This is a genomic window from Ruegeria sp. BB6 (assembly GCF_056539385.1).
On sequence record NZ_JBQFUW010000005.1, the window covers coordinates 57,925 to 79,347 of the forward strand.

The following is a 21,423-nucleotide window of genomic DNA, read 5'->3' on the forward strand; positions in this document are numbered from 1 at the left end:
GTCGAGCAGAAAAGCGACTCGGGAAGAGGAAATGTCATGTCCGAGAAGAAATTGCCCGCCCACACCCGCGTGGTCATCGTCGGAGGCGGCGTCATGGGAGTCGGTCTGGCCTATCATCTGGCGCATGAAGGCTGGGGCGAAGACACCGTCCTGCTGGAAAAGGCCGAGCTGACCAGCGGTAGCACTTGGCACGCGGCAGGGCAGATCACGCATTCGACCTCGAGCTTTGGGCTGGGCAAATGCGTGGACTACAACATTGGCCTGTATTCTGGCGCATTGGAGGCCGAGACGGGCCAGCCGGTGACATGGCATGGCTGTGGCTCGTTCCGTCTGGCCTATACCGAGGATGAGATGGACTGGTTGCGCCACACCCTCTCGGTGGGTCGCTCGCTGGGGTTCAACATCGAACTTGTCGGGCCTGAAAAGGTGGCCGAGCTGCACCCGTTTTACAATTTAGATGGAGTGTTGGGTGCGCTGCACACGCCGGATGACGGCCACGTGGACCCGACCAATGTGACTATGGCAATGGCGGCTGGTGCACGTCAGAAAGGCGTCCGCATCTTCCGCAACTGTCGCGCCACCAACATCACGCAGGCCGAGAACGATGAATGGGTGGTGGAAACCGAACAGGGCACCATCACCTGCGAGCATGTGGTGAACGCGAGCGGCACCTATGCGCGTCAGATGGGCGAATGGTCGGGGCTGCAACTGCCGATGACCTCGATGACGCACCATTATTTCGTGACCGAACCAGTGCCCGAGTTCCAAAACCTCGACACCGAACTGCCGGTGATCCGCGATGACCGTAAAGTCTCGGGCTATATCAGGATGGAGCAAAATCGCGGTCTGATCGGGATTTATGAGAAAGAGAACCCCAACTCGGTCTGGCATGATCATTGCCCGTGGGAATACGAAAATTGGCTGTTCGACGCGGATTATGACCGGGTGATGCCGTGGCTGGAAGAAAGCCTGAACCGGATGCCGATCTTTGCCGAGCTGGGCATTCAACGTGACGTGCATGGGGCGATTTCGCATCCGCCGGACGGGAACCCTTTGATCGGGCCTGCGCCGGGGGTTCGGAATTACTGGTGCTGCTGCGGTACGCAGATCGGGATCGGCTGGGGGCCGGGGCTGACGCGCGAGTTGGCGCGCTGGATGGTGCATGGGGCCGCCGATATCTCGATGCGTGAGTTCGATCCGCGCCGGTTCGGTAGCTATGCCACCAAGGACTGGCAAGTGATCAAGGCCGAGGAAGACTACTGCCTGCGCCACGAAATCCCCTTTCCACATTTCAACAGGCTAGAGGGACGCCCGATCAAGCCCTCGCCTTTATATGAGCTGCTGAAGTCCAAGGGCGCGGTGCATGAGGAGGTTTACGGTTTTGAACGCCCCCGCTGGTTTGCCCGCAATGGGGTCGAGCAACGCGATCACTATTCCTTCCGCCGGACGCCCGCCGATGACATGGTCGCGGCTGAGGTCAAAGCGGTGCGCGAGCGCGTCGGCATCATGGACGTGACAGCCTTTACCAAGGTCGAGGTTTCCGGCCCGGACGCCTATGCCCTGCTGGATCAGCTGACCGCCAACCGGATGCCGCAAAAGGTTGGCTCGATCACGCTGACCCATATGCTGAACCGCGGGGGCAGGATCGAGTTGGAGACGACCATCGTTCGTTTGGCCGAAGACCGCTTCTATCTGGTCTGTGCGGCGTTCTTTGAACAACGCCTGTTGGATCATCTGACCCAGCAGCGTGCGGATGAGGATGTTCAGATCACCGCTCTGTCCGCGGACTGGTCGGCGCTGTCACTGAACGGCCCACGGTCGCGGGACGTTTTGGCGCGTTGCACTGATGCCGATCTGACCAATGCCGGGTTCCGCTGGCTGTCGGCGCAGGAAATCGACATCGCAGGTTATCAGGTCTGGGCCTTCCGCATGTCCTATGCCGGGGAACTGGGCTGGGAGTTGCACATGCCCAACGCCGCCTGCCTCGATGTCTACTCCGCACTTTGGGCCGCCGGAGAACCGCTCGGCATCGCCGACTATGGCAGCTTTGCCATGAACGTGATGCGGATGGAGAAGGGGTTCAAAGGCGCGGGCGAGCTGACCAATGAGGTCACTCTGGCCGAAGCCGACGTGCTGCGCTTTGCCCGTACCGACAAGGACTATCTGGGTAAGGATAAGACCTTGAACGCCGACCTGCCGTGGATTTGCGCCTATCTGGAAATCGAACCGGATGGTGAGATCGATGGTCATGGCGGAGAAGCGGTGATGTTGGATGGCCGCGTCGTCGGCTCGACCGCATCGGTGGCCTATGGGCACTCTGTCGGCAAGATCCTCGCTTTCGCCTATATCAAACCCGAGGCCGCCACGCTCGGTACGGCATTGCAGGTCGTCATCCACGGCCAACCCCGCGCGGCCCGCGTGCTGGGCGAACCTGCTTATGATCCGCAAAGCCTGCTGCCGCGCACTGATGCTATAATGGAGGCCGCGCAATGACCCTGCCCGATACAATGAAAGCCATGGTCACGATGGGCCATGGTGGTCTGGAGCAAATGGTGCTGCACAAAGACTGGCCCCGCCCCGAACCTGCGGCCCATGAGGTGCTGATCAAAGTCGCCGCTTGCGGTCTGAACAACACCGATGTGAACACACGATCCGGCTGGTACTCCAAAACGGTCACCGACGCGACCACAGGCGGCGCGTTTGACGAGGTGGGCGAGGAAGACCCCACATGGGGCGGCAACCCGATCACCTTCCCGCGCATCCAAGGGGCCGACATCTGTGGCCACATCGTTGCCGTCGGTGCAGGCGTTGATCCCACCCGTATCGGTCAGCGTGTGATCACTGACGGCTGGCTGCGCGACCCGGATGACCCCGGAAACAAGGACAAAACCGGCTACTACGGCTCGGAACGGGACGGAGGGTTTGCCGAATACGCCACCACTCTGGCCGTGAATGCCGTGCCGATCACCTCTGACCTGTCGGATGCAGAACTGGCGACGTTTTCCTGTTCCTACTCAACAGCCGAAGGGATGCTGACCCGCGCCAATGTCACCGCGAAAGACACGGTTCTGGTGCCCGGAGCCTCGGGCGGGGTCGGAGGCGCATTGGTACAACTGGCCAAACGGCGCGGTGCGCGGGTGATTGCGCTGGCGTCCGAGGCGAAACACGCCGACGTCGCCCAACTTGGCCCGGACATGATCCTGCCCCGCGCGCCTGACAACCTGCGTGCGGCGCTGGGTGACGAAAAAATCACCGTGGTCGCCGATGTGGTCGGTGGCCCCTATTGGCCGACCCTGATCGACATCCTCGAACGTGGTGGGCGCTATACCTGTTCCGGTGCTATCGCAGGGCCGATGGTGGATTTTGACCTGCGCACATTCTACCTGCGCGACCTGACCTTCACCGGCTCGACCGTGATTGACCCGCAGGTGATGCAGAACCTCGTGAAATATATCGAGGCGGGTCAGATCAAACCCGCCCTCGCCGCAACATATCCTCTGGAGGAACTGCGTGAGGCGCAGGCGGCCTTTATCGCCAAACAGCACACCGGCAACATCGTGGTGATCCCATGACTATGGATGATGTCCTCAAAGCCGCCCAACAGTTGCACCACGCGCATCCCGATCTGGCCGCGTTCGGAGACTGGCCGGATGATCTGCGCGCCGTTGACGTGCCACCAAACGCGATCCCTGCGGTGCCTCTGGTGCAGGCGATTGAGCCCGACGCTGGGCCAACCAAAGCCCTGACCGAGGCAATCCGGGCAACCGCACATCTGGCCGATTGGAAAGTGACTTATACCGAGGATGAGGTCGGTGCGGATTTCCTGAGCCGGTATGGCTATTATGAGCTGTTTGGCCCGTCAGGTCACTTCCACTCGACCCGGTTGCGGGGATACGTGGCCTTTTGGGGGGCGGGTCTGACCTATGACTGGCACAGTCATCAGGCCGAAGAGCTTTACCTGATCGTTGCGGGCAGCGCGCGGTTCAAGGTCGATGGCAACGAGGCCGATCTTGTTCCCAATCAAACCCGGCTTCACAACAGTTGGCAAAGCCACGCCATGGCCACCACCGATCGCCCGATCCTGACCTATGTTCTGTGGCGAGGGGAAGGTTTGGACGATCTGCCCCGGATGGACGCCGCATGAAGATCACCCGCATCCGCATCTACCAAACCGGGCTGCCCTATGTGGGCGGAGCCTATGTGTGGGGTGCGGGCAACGCGATTGAGGTGGCGGTGGCCTCGGTTGTGGTCATCGACACGGATGCCGGTCTGCAGGGCTGTGGAGAGTTCACCCCTTGTGGAGAAAACTACATGGTCGCGCATTCCGAAGGCGTGCCCGCCTTGGCACGGCTGGTCGCGCCGAAGCTACTGGGTGAGGATCCACGACAGGTTGGACGGATCGAACAGCTTATGGACCATCTGGTTCAGGGGCACGGGTATGCCAAGGCACCGTTCGACGTGGCGTGCTGGGATTTGTTGGGTCAGGTGTGCGATCAACCCGTCTGGATGCTGCTGGGCGGCAAGCTGACCGATGGCGCTCCGATGTACCGTGTTGCGCCGCAGAAGGCGCTGGATGAAACCGTAGCCGAGATGAACGCCTATCGCGATCAGGGCTACCGCCAGTTTCAGATCAAGGTGGGTGCGGATTGGGCCTCTGATATCGACCGGATTCGTGCCACGATCCCGTTGCTGCAACCGGGCGAAAAGGCAATGGCCGACGCCAATCAGGGCTGGCGTGTGGACAATGCAATCCGGGTCGCACGGGCGACGCGCGATCTGGACTATATCCTCGAACAGCCCTGCCGCACGTATGAGGAATGTCAGCAGGTCCGCCGAGTCGCGGAACAGCCGATGAAGCTGGACGAGTGCCTGACGGGTATGCACATGGCGCAACGCATCGTTGCGGACAAAGGGGCCGAGTTCTGCTGTCTGAAACTGTCCAATCTTGGCGGGCTCAGCAAGGCGCGGCGGGTGCGCGACTACCTGATTGAAAACCGCATTCCCGTGGTGGCTGAAGATACATGGGGTGGGGAAATCACCTCTGCCACGGTCGCCCATTTTGCTGCCTCGACGCCCGCAGACTACCTGCAAAACACCACCGACCTGATGAATTACAACACCCGGTCCACTGGAATCGGCGGAGCTGTGTCGCGAAACGGCAAGCTCTTCGCCTCGGACGCGCCAGGGTTAGGCGTCACCCCGGATTTTGAAAGCCTCGGCATCCCCGTGGCGGAGTACGCGCTATGAAAATCAAAACCATCACCGTCTACCAAGTCGACCTGCCGCTAGAGCATCCCTACTGGCTATCCGGTGGACGGCTGAAGTTTGAAACGCTCGACGCGACGCTGGTAAAGATCGAAACGGATACCGGCCTGACAGGTTGGGGCGAGGGCAAACCCTGGGGCCACACCTACGTGCCCGCCCACGGCCCGGGCATCCGCGCCGGGATCGAAACCATGGCCCCGTTTGTTCTGGGCCTCGACCCGCGCAGGGTTCTGGAGGTTGAGCGCGCGATGGACACCGCGCTTCCCGGCCACCTCTATGCCAAAAGTCCGATCGACATGGCCTGCTGGGATATTGCAGGACAGGCGGTAGGGTTGCCGATTGCCGACCTGATGGGCGGCGGCTCGCGTACACCGCGCCCGATTGCCTCATCCGTCGGTGCCAAAACCGCCGAAGAAACCCGAAAGGTCATGGACCGCTACCGCAGCCGGGGATACGTCGCCCATTCGGTCAAAATCGGCGGAGACGTCGAACGCGATATCGCCCGCGTCCGCGATGTAGAGAGTATTCGCCGCCCCGGTGAAATCGTCCTTTATGACGTAAACCGCGGTTGGACCCGCCAACAGGCGCTGAGGGTTATGAAAGCCTGCGAACCGCTGAGCGTGATGTTTGAACAACCCTGCGAGTCCCTCGACGATATCGCCGCCATCGCGGGCCTCCACGCCGCGCCGGTATCCGTGGATGAAAGCCTCGTCACCTTGCAAGACGCAACGCGCATTGCCCGCGATGGTGTGGCCGAGGTGTTCGGGATCAAACTCAACCGCGTTGGCGGCCTGACCAAGGCCGCCCGGATGCGCGACATCGCACTGGCCCACGGGATCGACATGTTCGTCATGGCGACCGGAGGTTCCGTTCTGGCCGATACCGAGGCCCTTCATCTGGCCGCCACGATCCCCGATGAAAACTGCCACGCAGTCTGGGCTTGTCAGGACATGATCACCGTCGACATCGCTGGCGGTCGCGGCCCCCGCAACACGAACGGTCACCTCCACCTGCCAGAAACCCCGGGCCTCGGCGTTCACCCCGATGAAGATGCCCTCGGCCCCCCAATCGCAACCTACGAGGTCCCGCGATGATCCGCTCCTTCATCTGGCCAAAAATATCCCGGGGTGTGAATTGGCCGCAGGCCAAGAGAGGGGCTGGCCCCTCTGACTGCACGACATCACCACCCAAAGGACGGCCGGAATGAAGATCACCAAGCTCACCCTCTGGTCCGTCGACCTCACCAGCCATGAGACCTACCACATGGCCGAAGGTAAAACCTGCGCCACGGTCAAAACCCATGTCCTGTGCCTTGAGACGGATACTGGCCTGAAAGGATGGGGCGAGGTTTGTCCGATCCCGCACTACTTGCCCGCCTATGCGGATGGTGTCCCCTCAGCGATCACCGAAATGGCCCCGGAAATCCTCGGTATGTCGCCTTTCGGGGCCGACGCGCCCATGCGCAAGCTCGACGGTTTTTTGCCCGGCCACCGCTATGCCAAATCCGCCGTTGATCTGGCGCTTTGGGACCTGTTCGGCCAAGCCACAGGCCAGCCGGTCTATGCCTTGCTGGGCGGTCGCACGCGCAAGGACATGCCGCTCTACCATTCGATTACCTGTGTCGCCCCGGATGAGATGGCTCGGATCGCGCAAACTGCGTATCAGACCGGTATCCGCCAATTTCAGGTCAAGCTGGGGGTCGAAGCCGACTGGCAGGCCGACGCCGAACGACTGATCAAAGTGCGCGAGGCCGTGGGACCGGAGCCGTTGGTTTACGGCGACTGGAACTGCGGGGCTTCTCGCCTTCAGGCCACGCGGACAGGCCGTGCGGTTGCGCATCTGGATGTGATGCTGGAACAGCCCTGCAAAACGCTGGACGACTGCGCCGCGGTCCGTCAAGCCACCGGTCTGCCGATGAAGATCGACGAAAACGCCCATGATCTGGGCTCGCTGCTGCGCGCGCACCAGTTGGGCTGCATGGATGCCGTGGCGCTGAAACTGTCCAAATTCGGAGGGCTTTCAGCCATGCGCCGCGCGCGCGATCTGAGCGTACATCTTGGGGCCGAGATTTGCGCCGAATGCACTTGGGGGTCGGATATTGTCACTGCCGCGTCGCTGCACTTTGCTGCCTCAACGCCGCAGGGGTCGTTGCTGAACACCTGTGATCTGTCCTCATACGTGGCCCCACGCCTCTGCCCGGATTCACCAAACCGTGAAAACGGTCGTATTGCTCCGCCCGAAGGTCCGGGCTTAGGTGTCGCCCCTGACCCGGATGTCCTTGGTTCCCCGATATTGGAGATCGTCTGAGATGCTCAAGATCAACACTCAATCCGAATGGATCGCCCGTGCGAATGAAGTCCTGCCCGCCAGGGGATTTGGTAATTTCGACCCCGGCATCATCATCGCCCGTGGCGAGGGCAGCCGCGTCTGGGATGAGGACGGCAATGAATATATCGACTACCTGATCGGCTCCGGCCCAATGCTGCTGGGCCACGGCCACCCCGAAGTGATGGAGGCGGTGCTGGAGCAACTGCCCAAGGGTATGACCTTTTTTGCCAATAACGCCAAGGGGATCGAACTGGCCGAGGCGATCATCGACGCCGTGCCGTGCTGCGAACAGGTGCGATTTGTCGCCTCGGGCGGCGAGGCGGATATGTACGCCATCCGTCTGGCCCGCGCCTATACGGGCCGCGACAAGATTTTGAAGTTCGAGGGCGGCTATCACGGCATGAGCGCCGAAGCACAAATGAGCCTTGCCCCCAGCCGTCGGGTCAACTTTCCACAAGCGGTGCCCGACAGCGCCGGGATACCTGCTGGTGTGGCCGAACAGATGCTGATCGCGCCGTTCAACGATCTGGACGCCGTTGCAGCCCTGCTGAACGAACATGACGATATTGCCGCGATCATGGTCGAACCCTTGCAACGGATCATCCCGCCCTTGCCCGGATACCTGCAAGGTCTGCGCGACCTGTGCGACAAGCACAATGTCCTGCTGATCTTTGACGAGATCGTCACTGGGTTCCGCTTGGCCTATGGCGGTGCGCAGGAGAAGTACGGCGTGACGCCCGATATCTGCACGCTGGGCAAGATCATCGGCGGTGGGTTTCCGTTGGCCGCGCTGGGCGCAAGCGCCGAGATCATGAAGCATTTCGACAAGGATCAGGTAGGCGAGGGCGGGTGGCTGATGCAGCTCGGAACCCTGTCCGGCAACCCTGTGGCTTCGGTCGCGGGCCTGAAAACGATGGAGGTTCTGCGACGCGACGGGGTCTATGATCAATTGCGCGCGACAGGAGCAGCGCTTCAGCAGATGCAGGTCGAGGCATTGAACCACGCGGGGATTCCGCATCGGATTTGCGGCGATGAAACCCTGTTCGATATCTATTTCACAGACGCCGATTGCCGTGACTACCGTAGCGCAAAGCATGATGATCCACATCGCAACGTGATTTACAACAACAGCTTACGGGCGAGTGGGATCTTCAAGTCGCCGGGCAAGCTCTATCCTTCCTTGGCCGTGGCAGAAGCAGACCTGCAACAGACCAAGCACGCGGTTGAAAAAGCGGTTCAGATGATTGCCAATGCCCGAACGGATTGAGCTGGAGCAAAGAAACGGGCCGCTGCCAGTTCATGACAGCGGCCCTGACTGATTGGATGTCCGGGGCTGCGCCTCGCCCCCTCGAATACCACTTAAAAATACGGACGGACTTGCAAACTTTCGACTTTTTCGAGAGCGGCCCGGCGTCTCAATCGGTGTATCCGTATCTTTGCAGCCTGTTGCTGTGCCTACAGTGAAGTAGTTCACATTGCGGAATTTTTCTCAACTTCTCCAGTCAAAGAAGCCTGAACCCGCTTTCTGCAGCAGCGTTTCGGCCATGGCGCGGCCCATCTCAGGCCCATCGGCAACCGCGCCGGTGAGGACTTCCGAGATGGCCTCGGACCCGTCCGGGCGCAGAACCTCACCCCGCAGGCGCAGGTGGCCGTCCTGTATTTCGGCAAGGCCGGCGATCGGCGTCTCGCACGAGCCGTCCAGCGCGGCCAGCAGCGCGCGTTCGGCGGCCAGTCGCTGCCCGGTTTCCGCGTGGTGGATTGCTTCGAGCATACAAGCTGCGCGGGAATCGTCGCTGCGGCGTTCGATGCCGATAGTGCCTTGGGCGATAGCGGGCAGCATGTCTTCGGGCGCAATGGCGGTGGCGGGAACGTCGTCCATGTTCAGGCGGCGGATACCGGCCATGGCCAGAAAGGTGCAATCGGCCACGCCGTCGGCCAGTTTCTTGAGGCGGGTCTGCACATTGCCGCGAAATTCAACGACCTTTAGATCAGGCCGCCGGTTCAACAACTGTGCCCGACGGCGCAGCGATGACGTACCGACCACCGCGCTCCGCGGCAGGTCATGGATAGAACTGAGGCTGGGCGAGATGAAGGCGTCGCGCACATCCTCGCGCGGCAGGAATGTGTCCAGCACCAGCCCTGCGGGTTGTTCCACAGGCATGTCCTTGGTCGAATGCACCGCGATGTCGATCTCGCCACGCAGCATCGCCTCTTCGATTTCCTTGGTGAACAGCCCCTTGTTGCCGATCTCTTTCAACGGGCGGTCCGCGTCAATCATGGCGCGGTTGTCGCCTGTGGTCTTGATGACCACGATCTCGAAGGCCTCATCCGGTAGGTCGAACGCCGCGCCCAGTCGCTGCCGCGTCTCATAGGCTTGTGCCAGCGCCAGAGGCGATCCACGGGTGCCGATTTTCAGTGGTGAAGCGGGAGAGGGCAGGGTCAGTGTCATACGCTCAGCTTTAGTCGCGTCACATTGCCCTGACAATGGGGGCAGAGCTTGACAAATTGCCACTGAGGGCCGACCCGTGGCGCAAACCTGATGATTGGGGGCAGACATGGCCGAGACAAAGAAACTGCTGCGGGCGCTGGCGGGTGAGGTGCAGGATGTGCCGCCGATCTGGATGATGCGTCAGGCCGGGCGGTATCTGCCTGAATATCGCGCGACGCGAGCACAGGCGGGGGACTTTCTGTCCCTGTGCTATAACCCGGAACTGGCGGCAGAGGTCACCTTGCAGCCGATCCGCCGCTATGGGTTCGACGCGGCGATCCTGTTTGCCGATATCCTGCTTGTGCCGCAAGCGCTGGGCGCTGATCTGTGGTTCGTGACCGGCGAGGGGCCACGTCTGTCGACCATCACCCAGCAAGCGGAATTTGATGCGCTGAAGCCCGTGGACGCGATCCACGAGACGCTTTCTCCGGTTTATGAGACCGTGAGAATCTTGTCACGGGAATTGCCGTCCGAGACGACTCTGATCGGGTTCGCAGGTGCACCGTGGACGGTAGCCACCTATATGATCGCCGGGCGCGGTACGCCGGATCAGGGGCCAGCGCATGCCCTGCGTGAAGGGAATGTGGCACTGTTCGAGGCGCTGCTGGAGCGGATTACGCTGGCGACGATCGAGTACCTCTCGGCCCAGATTGAGGCCGGAGCCGAGGTGGTCAAGATATTTGATAGCTGGGCTGGGTCTTTGAAGGGGGACGCGTTCCAGAAATACGCAGTTGAGCCATGCCGTGTGATTACGCAGGCGATCAAGCAACGTCATCCGGGCATTCCGGTGATCGGTTTCCCACGCGAGGCCGGGGATGGGTATATCGGGTTCGCCAAGGCGACCGGTGTAGACTGCGTGGCCTTGGATAACTCGGTCTCGCCTGACTGGGCGGCCGATCACGTGCAGGTGGACGGCTGTGTGCAGGGCAATCTGGCCTCGTCCCACATGGTGACGGGCGGGCAGGCTTTGGTGGATGAGACGCACAAGATCGTCGAGGCCTTTTCCAAAGGGCCGCATATTTTCAATCTTGGGCATGGGATCACGCCGGATGCAGATCCTGAGAACGTACAGTTGATGATTGATACGGTACGATCGCGGTAAGCTGGTGGAAGGGGGCCAGCCCCCTTCTTGGCCTGCGGCCAATTCATCCCCCGGGATATTTTTAGCCAGATGAAGGGGCGGATCAGCGCTTTTGGTTGAGCTCGTCCAGAATCTCTGAGCGGTGTTCTCCGCGTGACGGGCTGGGTTTTGGTTGCCATACGTGGTTTGAAAAGCGCGGTGCTGCGGCGGCCTGGAGGTCTCCTTCGATGTCCTGCCACGTCTGGCGCGCTTTGTTCATGGGATGAGACTGGGCCTGTTCGGGGCTGAGGACAGGTGCGACGCAGGCGTCGGTTTCATGGAAAAGCGCCGCCCAGTGGTCGCGGGGGTGTTGGACGAAAATTTCAGTCAGGCGCGCGGTGAGCTGTGGCCACAGGTTGGGGTCGTATTGTTTATTGAAGTCAGGATCCTGTGACAGCCCCAGCGTTTTGAGGAACTCAGCGTAGAATTTTGGTTCGAGGCATTGCACCGTGATGAACTCGCCATCGGCGCAGGTATAGGTGCGGCTCCAATGGGGGCCGTCCAGCAGGCTGTGGCCGCGGGTTTCTGACAAGTTGCCGGTTTGACGCATGCTCATGAGCAGGTTCATCATATGCGCCGAGCCGTCATAGATTGCGGCATCGACGACGGTTCCTTGACCTGTACGCTGTGCGTTGATCAGGCCGGCCAGTATGCCTGTGACAAGGTACATCGCGCCGCCACCGATATCGCCCACCAATGTTGCCGGCGTCTGTGGTACCTGCCCTGCTGCCGAGGCGTACCAGAGCGCGCCGGACATTGCGATATAGTTCAGGTCGTGGCCGGCCCTATCCGATAGGGGGCTGTCCTGTCCCCAGCCCGTCATTCGGCCATAGACCAGTTTGGGGTTGAGGGAGTGGCACGTCTCGGGGCTGAGGCCGAGCTTTTCCATCACGCCAGGGCGGAAGCCTTCGATCAGTGCGTCGGCTGATGAAATCAGGCGTCGGGCGATTTCAAGATCGGCTGCGTCCTTGAGGTTCAGGTCTATGGACCGTTTCCCGCGATCCAGAACGGACGTCTCGGGCATTCCGGGAGTCATAGGCTGGCCCTTGCGGTGGATGGTTACGACATCCGCACCAAGGTCGGCCAGCAGCATGGCCGCGAACGGGCCAGGGCCCAAGCCTTCGATCTCGATGATCCGGGTTCCGTGCAGCATGTTGCCTCCTTTGATTGACGCAGGTTTCCGGGGCTGCCTTGGAAATGCAAGACCGGATTTTCGCGACTTGCAAGATGGTTATGCGCCCTCTAGCGTTCCTTGCGGTGCGTAGAGTGAGGCTCGGATGCGGTTGTGGATCCTTTTCGGCAGTGTTGTCACGCTGGCAGTCTTGGCGGTCATACTTTCGCGTCTGCACCCGCCAAATACCATTGTGCTGGCAGCAGGACCCGCGGGTGGTGCCTATGAGACCGTGGCGCAGGACTATGCAGAGATTTTGGCACGAGATGGTATCCGCCTTGAGATTCTCGAAACAGCCGGGTCAGTCGACAATGCTGGGCTACTGGAGGCCGGCGATGTGGATGCGGCCTTTCTGCAGGGCGGAATAAAGGTGGACCCTGCCGTGGCAGAGGCCGTCGGCGCCGTGTTTTTTGAGCCGGTCGTCTTTTTGGTGAACGAGGGTGCAGCCATCCCGCGCAATCCCGCCTTATGGTCCGGGTTGCGGATCAACAGCGGTGCTCCGGGGTCGGGCACGGCGGCCGCGTTTCGGGATTTCGAGCGTGCCGTCGGGTTGGCCGAGGAGGACAACGAACATTTTTCGATCCCTTATGCTGAGGCCGCCACTGCCCTGTTGGGCGGAGAGTTGGATATCGCGGTGTATGTTGCGCCGATCGAAGCTCCTTACCTGAAAGCAGCCTACGAGGAACCCGGGTTGAGGGTGTTGGACCTGACCCATGTTCAGGCGATTTCGAGGCGTCTGGCCTATGCCACTGTGGTCTCTGTTCCGGCGGGCGGGATGTCACTGGACCCGGTGCTGCCGCCTCGGCCAGTCGATCTGATCGCAATTGAGGCCAGGCTTGTTGTCCGGCCTGATCTACACCCTGCGTTGGTCAATCGTCTGACAATGGCCGCGATCGAGCTGCATCGGGCGCGCGGCATAATCACCGATCCGGGCGTTTTTCCAAGCATTGAAGGCACTGGCTTGAATGTCAGCAATACGGCGCGGCAATTGATCCTGGAGGGGCCGTCCACCTGGCACAACTGGTTGCCTTACTGGATTGCCGCTCAGATCAACCGGGTATTGCTGTTGTTGTTGCCATTTTTCTTTATCGTGGTTCCGCTGATGCGGCTGCTGCCGTTTGCCTATGCCTACGCGATGCGCTGGCGCGTTTGGCAGCATTACCCCGAAATCCGTGAGATCGAGCTGGAGTTGGCCAATGATCCAAGCGACGCCGAACTGGATACGATGCAGTCGCACTTGAGTGAACTGGATGAGCGTTTGGCTGCATTGCGTTTGCCGGCTGCTTACCGGCAGGGGCAATATGACGCCCGGCTGCATGCCGAGCTGATCCAGAAGCGAATTGCCGAATTGCGCAATGCCGGGCCAACTTGAGAGTTTTGACGCGAACAAAAATGCGCAGGGTCCTGTGCGGAATGGGCCTGTTCTGTGTCGGTTCGCCGGGGTAATGTCCCCGCCAGAACGGGGAAAGTGAATGGCACCAATTCTGTCCATCAGGGACTTGCGCAAATCTTATGCTGACGGTTTCGAGGCGCTGAAGGGCGTCTCTTTGGATATTGAAGAAGGAGAGATCCTTGCGCTGCTAGGACCAAACGGAGCGGGCAAGACGACTCTGATTTCCACAGTTTGCGGGATCACGACTCCGACCTCTGGGTCCGTGACGGTGGGCGGGCATGATATCCAGACCGAGTTTCGGGCCGCCCGTCGTATGATCGGGCTGGTTCCGCAAGAGATCGCGTTGGAGCCGTTCGAGAAAGTCTGGAATACGGTGCGGTTTTCGCGCGGGTTGTTCGGGTATGGCGCGGATAGTGCTCGGATCGAGGAAATCCTGCGCAAGCTATCCTTGTGGGACAAGCGCAAGAACGCGATCAAGGAATTGTCGGGCGGTATGAAGCGCCGCGTGCTAATTGCCAAGGCGCTGGCTCATGAGCCGCGCGTGTTGTTTCTGGACGAGCCCACAGCCGGTGTTGATGTTGAGCTGCGCAAAGACATGTGGGAAATCGTGGCCGAGCTGAAGCAAGCGGGCGTCACCATCATCCTGACCACGCATTACATCGAAGAGGCCGAGGCCATCGCCGACCGCGTGGGTGTGATCGACAAGGGTGAGCTGCTGCTGGTGCAGGACAAGGACACGCTGATGGCCCAGATGGGCAAAAAGCAGATCGAGGTCATGTTGACGGAACCCATCCAAACCATCCCCGAAAGCCTGGCCGAGCATAATCTGACCCTGAACGGGAACGGCGACTCGCTGGTCTACACTTATGATATCCACGCTGACAGAACGGGCATCACAACGCTTCTGAACGACGTGGCGCAGGCGGGATTGGTTTTGCGCGACGTACAGACCCGTCAATCGAGCCTTGAGGAAATTTTTGTCAATCTAGTGTCCGGAGCCCCCGCATGAACTGGTCCGCCGTCGCCGCCATTTACCGGTTTGAAATGGCCCGGTTCTTTCGCACACTGGCGCAGAGCTTTCTGTCTCCGGTCCTGTCCACTTCGCTGTATTTCGTGGTTTTCGGCACCGCTATCGGCAGCCGTATCCAAGAGGTCGAGGGCGTGTCCTACGGTGCGTTCATCGTGCCGGGGCTGATCATGCTGTCAGTGGTGATGCTGTCGATCTCGAACGCGTCGTTTGGCATTTATTTCCCAAAGTTCCTCGGCACGATTTACGAACTGCTGTCAGCCCCCGTGAACTTTATCGAGATCGTGATCGGCTATGTCGGGGCGGCGGCGACCAAGGCTTTGTTCGTGGGGGTGGTGATCCTGATCACCGCCTCGTTCTTCGTGGATCTGAGGATCGAGCACCCTTTGGCGATGGTGTCGTTTCTGGTTTTGACGTGCCTTAGCTTTTCGTTGCTGGGGTTCATTATCGGCATCTGGGCCAGCAATTTTGAGCAGATGTCGCTGGTCCCGCAATTGGTGGTGACGCCGCTGATCTTTCTGGGCGGTACATTCTATTCGATTTCGATGCTGCCTCCGGTGTGGCAGACGATCACCCTGTTCAATCCGGTGGTCTATCTGATTTCCGGGTTCCGCTGGTCGTTCTACGGGCTTGCTGATGTTCCCATCGGGTTCAGCCTTTTGGCTATTTTGGCGTTCACGGGCATCTGTCTGGGTATCATCGGATGGATTTTCAAAACGGGCTGGCGCATCCGCAGCTAGGTGATCCGCGGCGTTGCATTTTTGCCCTTCATGTGTGGGAATTTGGTTCACGTCGCGTATTAGGCCGCAGCGGTCCCTTGTTTACCGGTTGGCTGCACTCTACATCGGCATCCATGAAACTCAGCCTGCCGTTTCTCAAAAAACAACCCAGCGTCGCCGTTGTGCGTTTGTCCGGTGCCATCGGAATGGCCGGACGTGCGTCGATGTCTGATACCTCGCTTGCCCCGGTGCTTGAGAAAGCCTTTCGCAAAGGAAAACCCTCTGCGGTGGCGCTTGAGATCAACTCGCCCGGAGGATCGCCGGTTCAAAGCTCGTTGATTGGCGCCCGCATACGGCGCTTGTCCGAGGAACTGAACGTGCCGGTCATTGCGTTTGTCGAGGATGTCGCCGCCTCGGGCGGGTATTGGCTGGCAGCGGCGGCCGATGAGATTTACGCAGACGACAGCTCAGTACTAGGCTCGATCGGGGTGATCTCGTCCGGGTTCGGGGCGCATGTGTTGCTGAAACGTCAGGGAATCGAACGTCGCGTCCATACGGCCGGGCAGTCAAAATCCATGCTGGATCCGTTTTCTCCGGAAAAGAAAGAGGATGTCGCGCGGCTGGAAAGGTTGCTGGCCGATATTCACGACAACTTCATCGCCCATGTGAAAACACGTCGTGGTGCAAAGCTGGATGAAAATGAGGACCTGTTCACTGGTGAGGTCTGGTTGGCCCGGCGTGCGCAGGACTTGGGGTTGATCGACGGTATCGCCCACCTTAAGCCCAAGATGCAGGAGCGGTTTGGCGACAAGGTAAAGTTCCGTCGCTACGGTCTTCGCAAGCCGCTCTGGTCCCGGTTCGGGGCGTCACTGGCGCAGGATGCGATTGCCGGCCTTGAGGAGCGCGCGGCCTACGCGCGTTTCGGTTTGTAACGTGATTATCAAGATCGTAACCCTCTTTCTGATTGCTATGGGTGTCCTGGCAATGTTCGGAAAGCTGCGCTTTCCGGGACAGCAGAGGTTGCAGTCTTCAAGATGCCCGCGCTGCGGGCGGTTCAGGATCGGCAAAGGCCCCTGCGCCTGCGAAAAAGGAGGCCGTACATGACGGCATGGCTGCTTTCCGGCCTCGGGCTGCTGATCCTGCTATTGGCGGGTGATGCACTGGTGCGCGGTGCGGTGAACCTGAGCCTGCGTCTGGGTGTGCCCGCGCTGATCGTCAGTCTGACAATCGTTGCCTTCGGCACCTCGGCCCCAGAGCTATTGATCGCGATCAGCGCCATCAAGGAAAATGCGCCGGGGATCGCGCTGGGCAACGTGGTGGGGTCGAACACGGCCAACATCCTTCTGGTGCTGGGCCTGCCTGCTCTGTTGGCCACGCTGCACACCAGCGAATGCGATAGCCGCAAGAACTATGTCTTCATGTTGTTGGCCTCGGTTCTTTTCATCGGGCTGGCGTTCTGCGGCATATTCAACCTGTATAGCGGGGCGATCCTGCTGGCTGCACTTGGTCTTGTTCTGTGGAATGCGTTCCGCGAGGCTCACGCGCATCGCAAAGCCTGCGGTCAGCCGTGCGAAGATAACGACGAACTGGACGGGCTGGAAGAAGCCGACCCGAACATGCCGTATTGGAAGATTTCGATTTATCTGGTTCTGGGGTTGATCGGCTTGCCGATGGGTGCGCATCTGCTGGTGGATAACGCAACGGTCATAGCACGCACCTACGGTGTGACCGAGACTGTGATCGGCCTGACGCTGGTGGCTGTCGGCACGTCTCTGCCAGAGCTGGCGACGACCGTGATGGCGGCTCTGCGCCGTCAGGCAGACGTCGCGTTGGGCAACGTGATCGGCTCGAACATGTTCAACCTGCTGGCCATCGTGGGGATCGCCACATTGGTCGGTCCTATTCCGGTCGACCCGGAATTCCTGCAGTTTGATCTATGGGTCATGTTGGGCGCATCGCTGTTGCTGATCCCGTTTGTGTTCTTCAAAAAGGACATCACGCGTGGGTGGGGTCTGTTGTTGACTCTGCTGTACGGGGTCTACGTCATCTCTCTGTTGGCGTGATTTGACTGAGAGGGAGCTTTCATGACCCGAGCGTTGGTAACTGGTGCTGGAATTCGTCTTGGCCGAGCAATGGCGCTGTACCTGGCGAAACGCGGGTATGATGTCGCCGTTCACTACGCGACATCCGCTGATCCGGCGGCTGAGGTCGTGTCCGAGGTTCAGGCAATGGGCCGCACGGCGGTTTCGTTGCAGGCTGACCTGCTGGATGAGGCACAGGTCCAGACCCTACTGCCACGCGCGGCCGAGGCTTTGGGTGGGCCGATCACATGTTTGATCAACAACGCCTCGATCTTTGAATATGACAACATCCATACGGCCACCCGTGAAAGCTGGGACCGGCATCTGGACAGCAATCTGCGCGCGCCGTTCGTTCTGACTCAGGCGATGGCAGATCAGGGTCTAGAGCCGGATACCGACGACGCAGGTGAACCCGTCGCGGTTGGGCTGATCGTTAACATGGTCGACATGCGCGTCCGCAAGCTGACGCCCGAGTTCATGTCTTATACCATTGCCAAGATGGGTCTGTGGGCGCTGACCCGCACGGCGGCGCAGGCGCTGACCCCTGCAATCCGCGTCAATGCCATCGGCCCCGGCCCGACGATGCAGGGCCACAGGCAAAGCGAAGATCATTTCAAGGCGCAACGCGCCAATACCGTGCTGGAACGTGGCGCAAACCCGTCGGATATCACTGCGGCCCTGGGGTATTTTCTGGACGCGCCGGCCGTGACAGGACAGCTATTATGCGTGGACGGCGGGCAGCATCTTGCTTGGCAAACACCGGACGTTTTGGGGCTGGAATAAGCATCTCTGACGCAAGTTTTGCACCGCTCGCATTTCTGTTACCAACGCGTTACAAAATTGTCTTTTTTTTCATACACTTGTCACGCGCTTGAAAAAATAACGTTTGAAAACAACATCTTAATATATCGCCTATTTTTTGGGCAAAACAAGGAATCCTTAATGAATTAAGGGAAAATCGAGATCCTCAGAAACTTATCTTCATAGTTATCCACAGAAACCGTGGATTTGTTTTCTCTTGATCTGAGACGCACAAGATTGCAGCCATGGTCAGGGAATCATATTTCAGGCTCATGACCACCCAGAACGAATCGAACCTCGAAAGACAGGGCACTGGATACGAATGTATACAGCGCTACGTGAAAACGCTGGACAATTCTCCGGGCGTTTACCGGATGCTGGATGCGGACAGCCGGGTTCTGTACGTGGGCAAGGCGCGCAACCTCAAGGCGCGGGTATCGAACTATACGCGGCCCGGCCATTCGGGGCGGATCGAGAAGATGATCGCCGCGACCGCCTCGATGATGTTTCTGACCACCCGGACCGAGACCGAGGCGCTGCTGCTAGAGCAGAACCTGATCAAGCAGCTCAAGCCCAAATACAACGTGCTGCTGCGCGACGACAAAAGTTTCCCGAACATTCTGGTGGCAAAAGATCACGCCTTTCCACAGATCAAAAAACACCGCGGGGCCAAGAAGGAAAAGGGCGCGTATTTTGGTCCTTTTGCCAGCGCGGGCGCGGTGAACCGGACACTGAACCAGTTGCAAAAGGCGTTCCTGCTGCGCAACTGCTCGGATTCCATGTTCGACAGCCGGACGCGCCCTTGCTTGTTGTATCAGATCAAGCGCTGTTCGGGGCCGTGCGTCGGACTGATTTCGGAAAGCGATTACCGCGAAAGCGTCAAGGATGCGGAACGGTTCCTGTCTGGTCGCTCGACCAAGGTGCAGGAGGAGTTGGCCGACCAGATGATGGCCGCGTCCGAGGCGATGGAGTTTGAGCGCGCCGCCAGTCTGCGTGATCGCATCCGGGCATTGACGCAGGTGCAGACGTCTCAGGGGATCAACCCGCGCAGCGTGACCGAGGCGGATGTGATCGGTCTGTATATGGACAGCGGTCAGGCTTGCGTGCAGGTGTTCTTTATCCGCGCCAACCAGAACTGGGGAAACAAGGATTTCTACCCTCGGGTCGGGGCGGATGTATCGCCCGCCGAGGTGATGGAGGCGTTTCTGGGCCAGTTCTACGACAACAAGGAACCGCCCCGGCAGTTGATCCTGTCGGATGCAATCGAAAACGCCGATCTGATGCAGGACGCATTGACCGAGAAGGCCGGTCGCAAGGTTGAAATCCTTGTCCCTCAGCGCGGCGAGAAACAGGAACTGGTTGCTGGTGCCTTGCGCAACGCGCGGGAGTCACTGGCGCGTCGCATGTCAGAAAGTGCGACGCAGGCCAAGCTGTTGCGCGGCGTGGCTGAAGCGTTTGACCTTGATGCACCGCCTGAACGGATAGAGGTTTATGACAACTCGCACATTCAGGGCACCAACGCGGTTGGCGGGATGATCGTTGCGGGGCCAGAAGGGTTCATGAAAAACGCCTATCGCAAGTTCAACATCCGCGGCGATGACCTGACGCCCGGTGACGATTTCGGTATGATGAAAGAGGTTCTGAACCGCCGTTTCACCCGTCTGCAAAAAGAAGACCCCGATCGCGACAAGGGTATGTGGCCGGACCTTCTGCTGATTGATGGCGGGGCGGGGCAGGTCAGCGCGGTGCATGAGATCATGGCTCAGCACGGCGTCGAAGATATCCCGATGGTGGGCGTCGCCAAAGGTGTAGACCGTGACCACGGCAAGGAAGAATTCCACCGCGTTGGCCATCGCCCGTTTGCGTTGAAACGCAACGATCCGGTTCTGTATTTCGTCCAGCGCCTGCGAGACGAGGCGCACCGGTTTGCCATCGGAACGCATCGTGCGAAGCGGGAAAAAGCGGTTGGCGCGACCCCGCTGGACGAAATCCCTGGCGTCGGAGCCGCGCGCAAACGGGCATTGCTGGCACATTTCGGCAGCGCCAAGGCCGTAAGTCGAGCCAATCTGGTCGACCTAAAGGCGGTGGATGGGATCTCGGCGGGGCTGGCGCAAAAGGTCTACGATTTTTTCCACGACAAGGGTTAGGTCCGCCGTCCGCGCCATAGAATATAAAGACCCGACGCAACGATCAGGGCGCTGCCGGTCCACATGGCCTGATCCAGACGCTCTCCGAACATTGCGACGCCCAGTCCTATACCGAAAAGCAGCCGCGAATAGCGAAACGGGGTGACGGACGAGACCTCTCCGGTGCGCATCGCCTTCATCAGCGCGGCATAGGCCATAACGCCCATCACGATCGCTCCGGCCATGTGCAGGCTGACGGTTGGGGTCAAGGGCTCTAGCGGTGCGCCTTCCCAGAACCGATAGGCAAGCCCGGCCACAATGATGCAGACGAAACCGTAAAAGCCCAGCACTTCTGTCCCCAGCGTGGCCGGGGCCGCGCGGCTGGCCAGATCGCGCCCTGCGAAACCCAGCATCCCCAAGACCGCGAGGATCGACAAAAGGGAAAAGCTGTCTCCGGTTGGCTGGATAATGATCACGACGCCGACCAGCCCGATCAGAATGGCGCTCCAGCGCCGCCAGCCGACAGTCTCGCCAAAAAACAGTGCAGCGCCCGCGACGACAACCAGTGGTGTGGCCTGCAGGATCACCGTGGCAGAGGATAGAGGCGTCAGTGCAATGGCCAGCACATAGAACAGCCGACCGAAGATTTCAAAGACTACCCGTATTTTCATCGGCCGCGACAGCACGTCGGGTTGAAACAGCCGGGTGCCGCGCACCAGCGCCACGCACGCAAAGATCAATGTTCCTCCGGTTCCGAAAAGGGCCAGAACCTGCCAGATCGGGATTTCAGCAGACGCACTCTTGAGCAGCGCGTCTTCTAGCGCAAACAGCGCCATGGCCGCGATCATCCAGGCACTGCCGATCAGGTTGGACCTTGGGTTGGTTTGAATGTGAGTTTTCATGT

At 59.9% G+C, this 21,423-nt stretch carries 18 protein-coding genes; 15 read left to right on the top strand and 3 right to left on the bottom strand.

Annotated features, from left to right (window positions below):
* Nucleotides 1–36: 36 nt before the first annotated feature.
* The 7 genes from ACR0B7_RS12915 to ACR0B7_RS12945 all read left to right on the top strand — a co-directional run bounded on the left by ACR0B7_RS12915 (nt 37) and on the right by ACR0B7_RS12945 (nt 8,860).
* A complete protein-coding gene (locus ACR0B7_RS12915) occupies nt 37–2,493 on the top strand; it encodes an FAD-dependent oxidoreductase (protein ID WP_170576796.1) in 2,457 nt (818 codons plus the stop codon).
* The gene (locus tag ACR0B7_RS12920) at nt 2,490–3,572 is read left to right on the top strand and encodes an alcohol dehydrogenase family protein (RefSeq protein ID WP_480681650.1); all 1,083 of its coding nucleotides are present in this window, start codon (nt 2,490–2,492) and stop codon (nt 3,570–3,572) included. The genes ACR0B7_RS12915 and ACR0B7_RS12920 overlap by 4 nt, the downstream gene beginning before the upstream one ends.
* On the top strand, nt 3,569–4,144 hold the full coding sequence (locus ACR0B7_RS12925; protein WP_170485225.1) for a dimethylsulfonioproprionate lyase family protein: 576 nt from the start codon (nt 3,569–3,571) through the stop codon (nt 4,142–4,144). The genes ACR0B7_RS12920 and ACR0B7_RS12925 overlap by 4 nt, the downstream gene beginning before the upstream one ends.
* On the top strand, nt 4,141–5,247 hold the full coding sequence (locus tag ACR0B7_RS12930) for an enolase C-terminal domain-like protein (RefSeq protein WP_170485224.1): 1,107 nt from the start codon (nt 4,141–4,143) through the stop codon (nt 5,245–5,247). The genes ACR0B7_RS12925 and ACR0B7_RS12930 overlap by 4 nt, the downstream gene beginning before the upstream one ends.
* Nucleotides 5,244–6,359 (top strand): enolase C-terminal domain-like protein, encoded by a 1,116-nt coding sequence (locus ACR0B7_RS12935; protein ID WP_170576797.1) that lies wholly within the window; start codon nt 5,244–5,246, stop codon nt 6,357–6,359. Before ACR0B7_RS12930 ends, ACR0B7_RS12935 begins: the two co-directional genes overlap by 4 nt.
* A 109-nt stretch (nt 6,360–6,468) precedes the next feature.
* A complete protein-coding gene (locus ACR0B7_RS12940) occupies nt 6,469–7,572 on the top strand; it encodes a mandelate racemase/muconate lactonizing enzyme family protein (RefSeq protein WP_170485221.1) in 1,104 nt (367 codons plus the stop codon).
* 1 nt (nt 7,573) lies between these two features.
* A complete protein-coding gene (locus ACR0B7_RS12945) occupies nt 7,574–8,860 on the top strand; it encodes an aminotransferase class III-fold pyridoxal phosphate-dependent enzyme (RefSeq protein WP_170576798.1) in 1,287 nt (428 codons plus the stop codon).
* A gap of 222 nt (nt 8,861–9,082) precedes the next feature.
* Here ACR0B7_RS12945 and hemC read toward each other — a convergent pair whose 3' ends face one another.
* Complete coding sequence (hemC, locus tag ACR0B7_RS12950; RefSeq protein ID WP_170576799.1) at nt 9,083–10,042, bottom strand: hydroxymethylbilane synthase; 960 nt, start codon at nt 10,040–10,042, stop codon at nt 9,083–9,085.
* A 106-nt stretch (nt 10,043–10,148) separates the two neighbouring features.
* On the opposite strand from hemC, the gene hemE reads away from it, so the two are divergent.
* Nucleotides 10,149–11,183, top strand: a complete 1,035-nt coding sequence (gene hemE, locus ACR0B7_RS12955) for a uroporphyrinogen decarboxylase (protein WP_170485214.1) — start codon at nt 10,149–10,151, stop codon at nt 11,181–11,183.
* Between the two features lie 82 nt (nt 11,184–11,265).
* Here the strand turns inward: hemE and ACR0B7_RS12960 are convergent, their stop codons facing one another.
* A complete protein-coding gene (locus ACR0B7_RS12960; RefSeq protein ID WP_170485211.1) occupies nt 11,266–12,354 on the bottom strand; it encodes a CaiB/BaiF CoA transferase family protein in 1,089 nt (362 codons plus the stop codon).
* Nucleotides 12,355–12,478: 124 nt separating this feature from the next.
* Between ACR0B7_RS12960 and ACR0B7_RS12965 the strand changes: the two genes are divergently transcribed.
* The 7 genes from ACR0B7_RS12965 (at nt 12,479) to uvrC (ending at nt 20,540) form a co-directional block, all read left to right on the top strand.
* Complete coding sequence (locus ACR0B7_RS12965) at nt 12,479–13,744, top strand: TAXI family TRAP transporter solute-binding subunit (protein ID WP_170576800.1); 1,266 nt, start codon at nt 12,479–12,481, stop codon at nt 13,742–13,744.
* Between the two features lie 100 nt (nt 13,745–13,844).
* Nucleotides 13,845–14,774, top strand: coding sequence for an ABC transporter ATP-binding protein (locus ACR0B7_RS12970; protein ID WP_170415201.1), 930 nt, complete (start codon nt 13,845–13,847; stop codon nt 14,772–14,774).
* Nucleotides 14,771–15,532: an ABC transporter permease gene (locus tag ACR0B7_RS12975; protein ID WP_170485207.1), complete on the top strand. Its 762-nt coding sequence runs from the start codon at nt 14,771–14,773 to the stop codon at nt 15,530–15,532. The genes ACR0B7_RS12970 and ACR0B7_RS12975 overlap by 4 nt, the downstream gene beginning before the upstream one ends.
* Nucleotides 15,533–15,645: 113 nt before the next feature.
* On the top strand, nt 15,646–16,443 hold the full coding sequence (locus tag ACR0B7_RS12980; protein ID WP_170485205.1) for a S49 family peptidase: 798 nt from the start codon (nt 15,646–15,648) through the stop codon (nt 16,441–16,443).
* A gap of 168 nt (nt 16,444–16,611) precedes the next feature.
* Complete coding sequence (locus tag ACR0B7_RS12985) at nt 16,612–17,574, top strand: calcium/sodium antiporter (RefSeq protein ID WP_170485203.1); 963 nt, start codon at nt 16,612–16,614, stop codon at nt 17,572–17,574.
* Between the two features lie 21 nt (nt 17,575–17,595).
* On the top strand, nt 17,596–18,375 hold the full coding sequence (locus ACR0B7_RS12990) for an SDR family oxidoreductase (protein ID WP_170485201.1): 780 nt from the start codon (nt 17,596–17,598) through the stop codon (nt 18,373–18,375).
* A 290-nt stretch (nt 18,376–18,665) separates the two neighbouring features.
* The gene (gene uvrC, locus ACR0B7_RS12995) at nt 18,666–20,540 is read left to right on the top strand and encodes an excinuclease ABC subunit UvrC (protein WP_170485300.1); all 1,875 of its coding nucleotides are present in this window, start codon (nt 18,666–18,668) and stop codon (nt 20,538–20,540) included.
* Here the strand turns inward: uvrC and ACR0B7_RS13000 are convergent.
* Complete coding sequence (locus ACR0B7_RS13000) at nt 20,537–21,421, bottom strand: DMT family transporter (protein ID WP_170485198.1); 885 nt, start codon at nt 21,419–21,421, stop codon at nt 20,537–20,539. The genes uvrC and ACR0B7_RS13000 overlap by 4 nt on opposite strands.
* Nucleotides 21,422–21,423 lie beyond the last annotated feature (2 nt).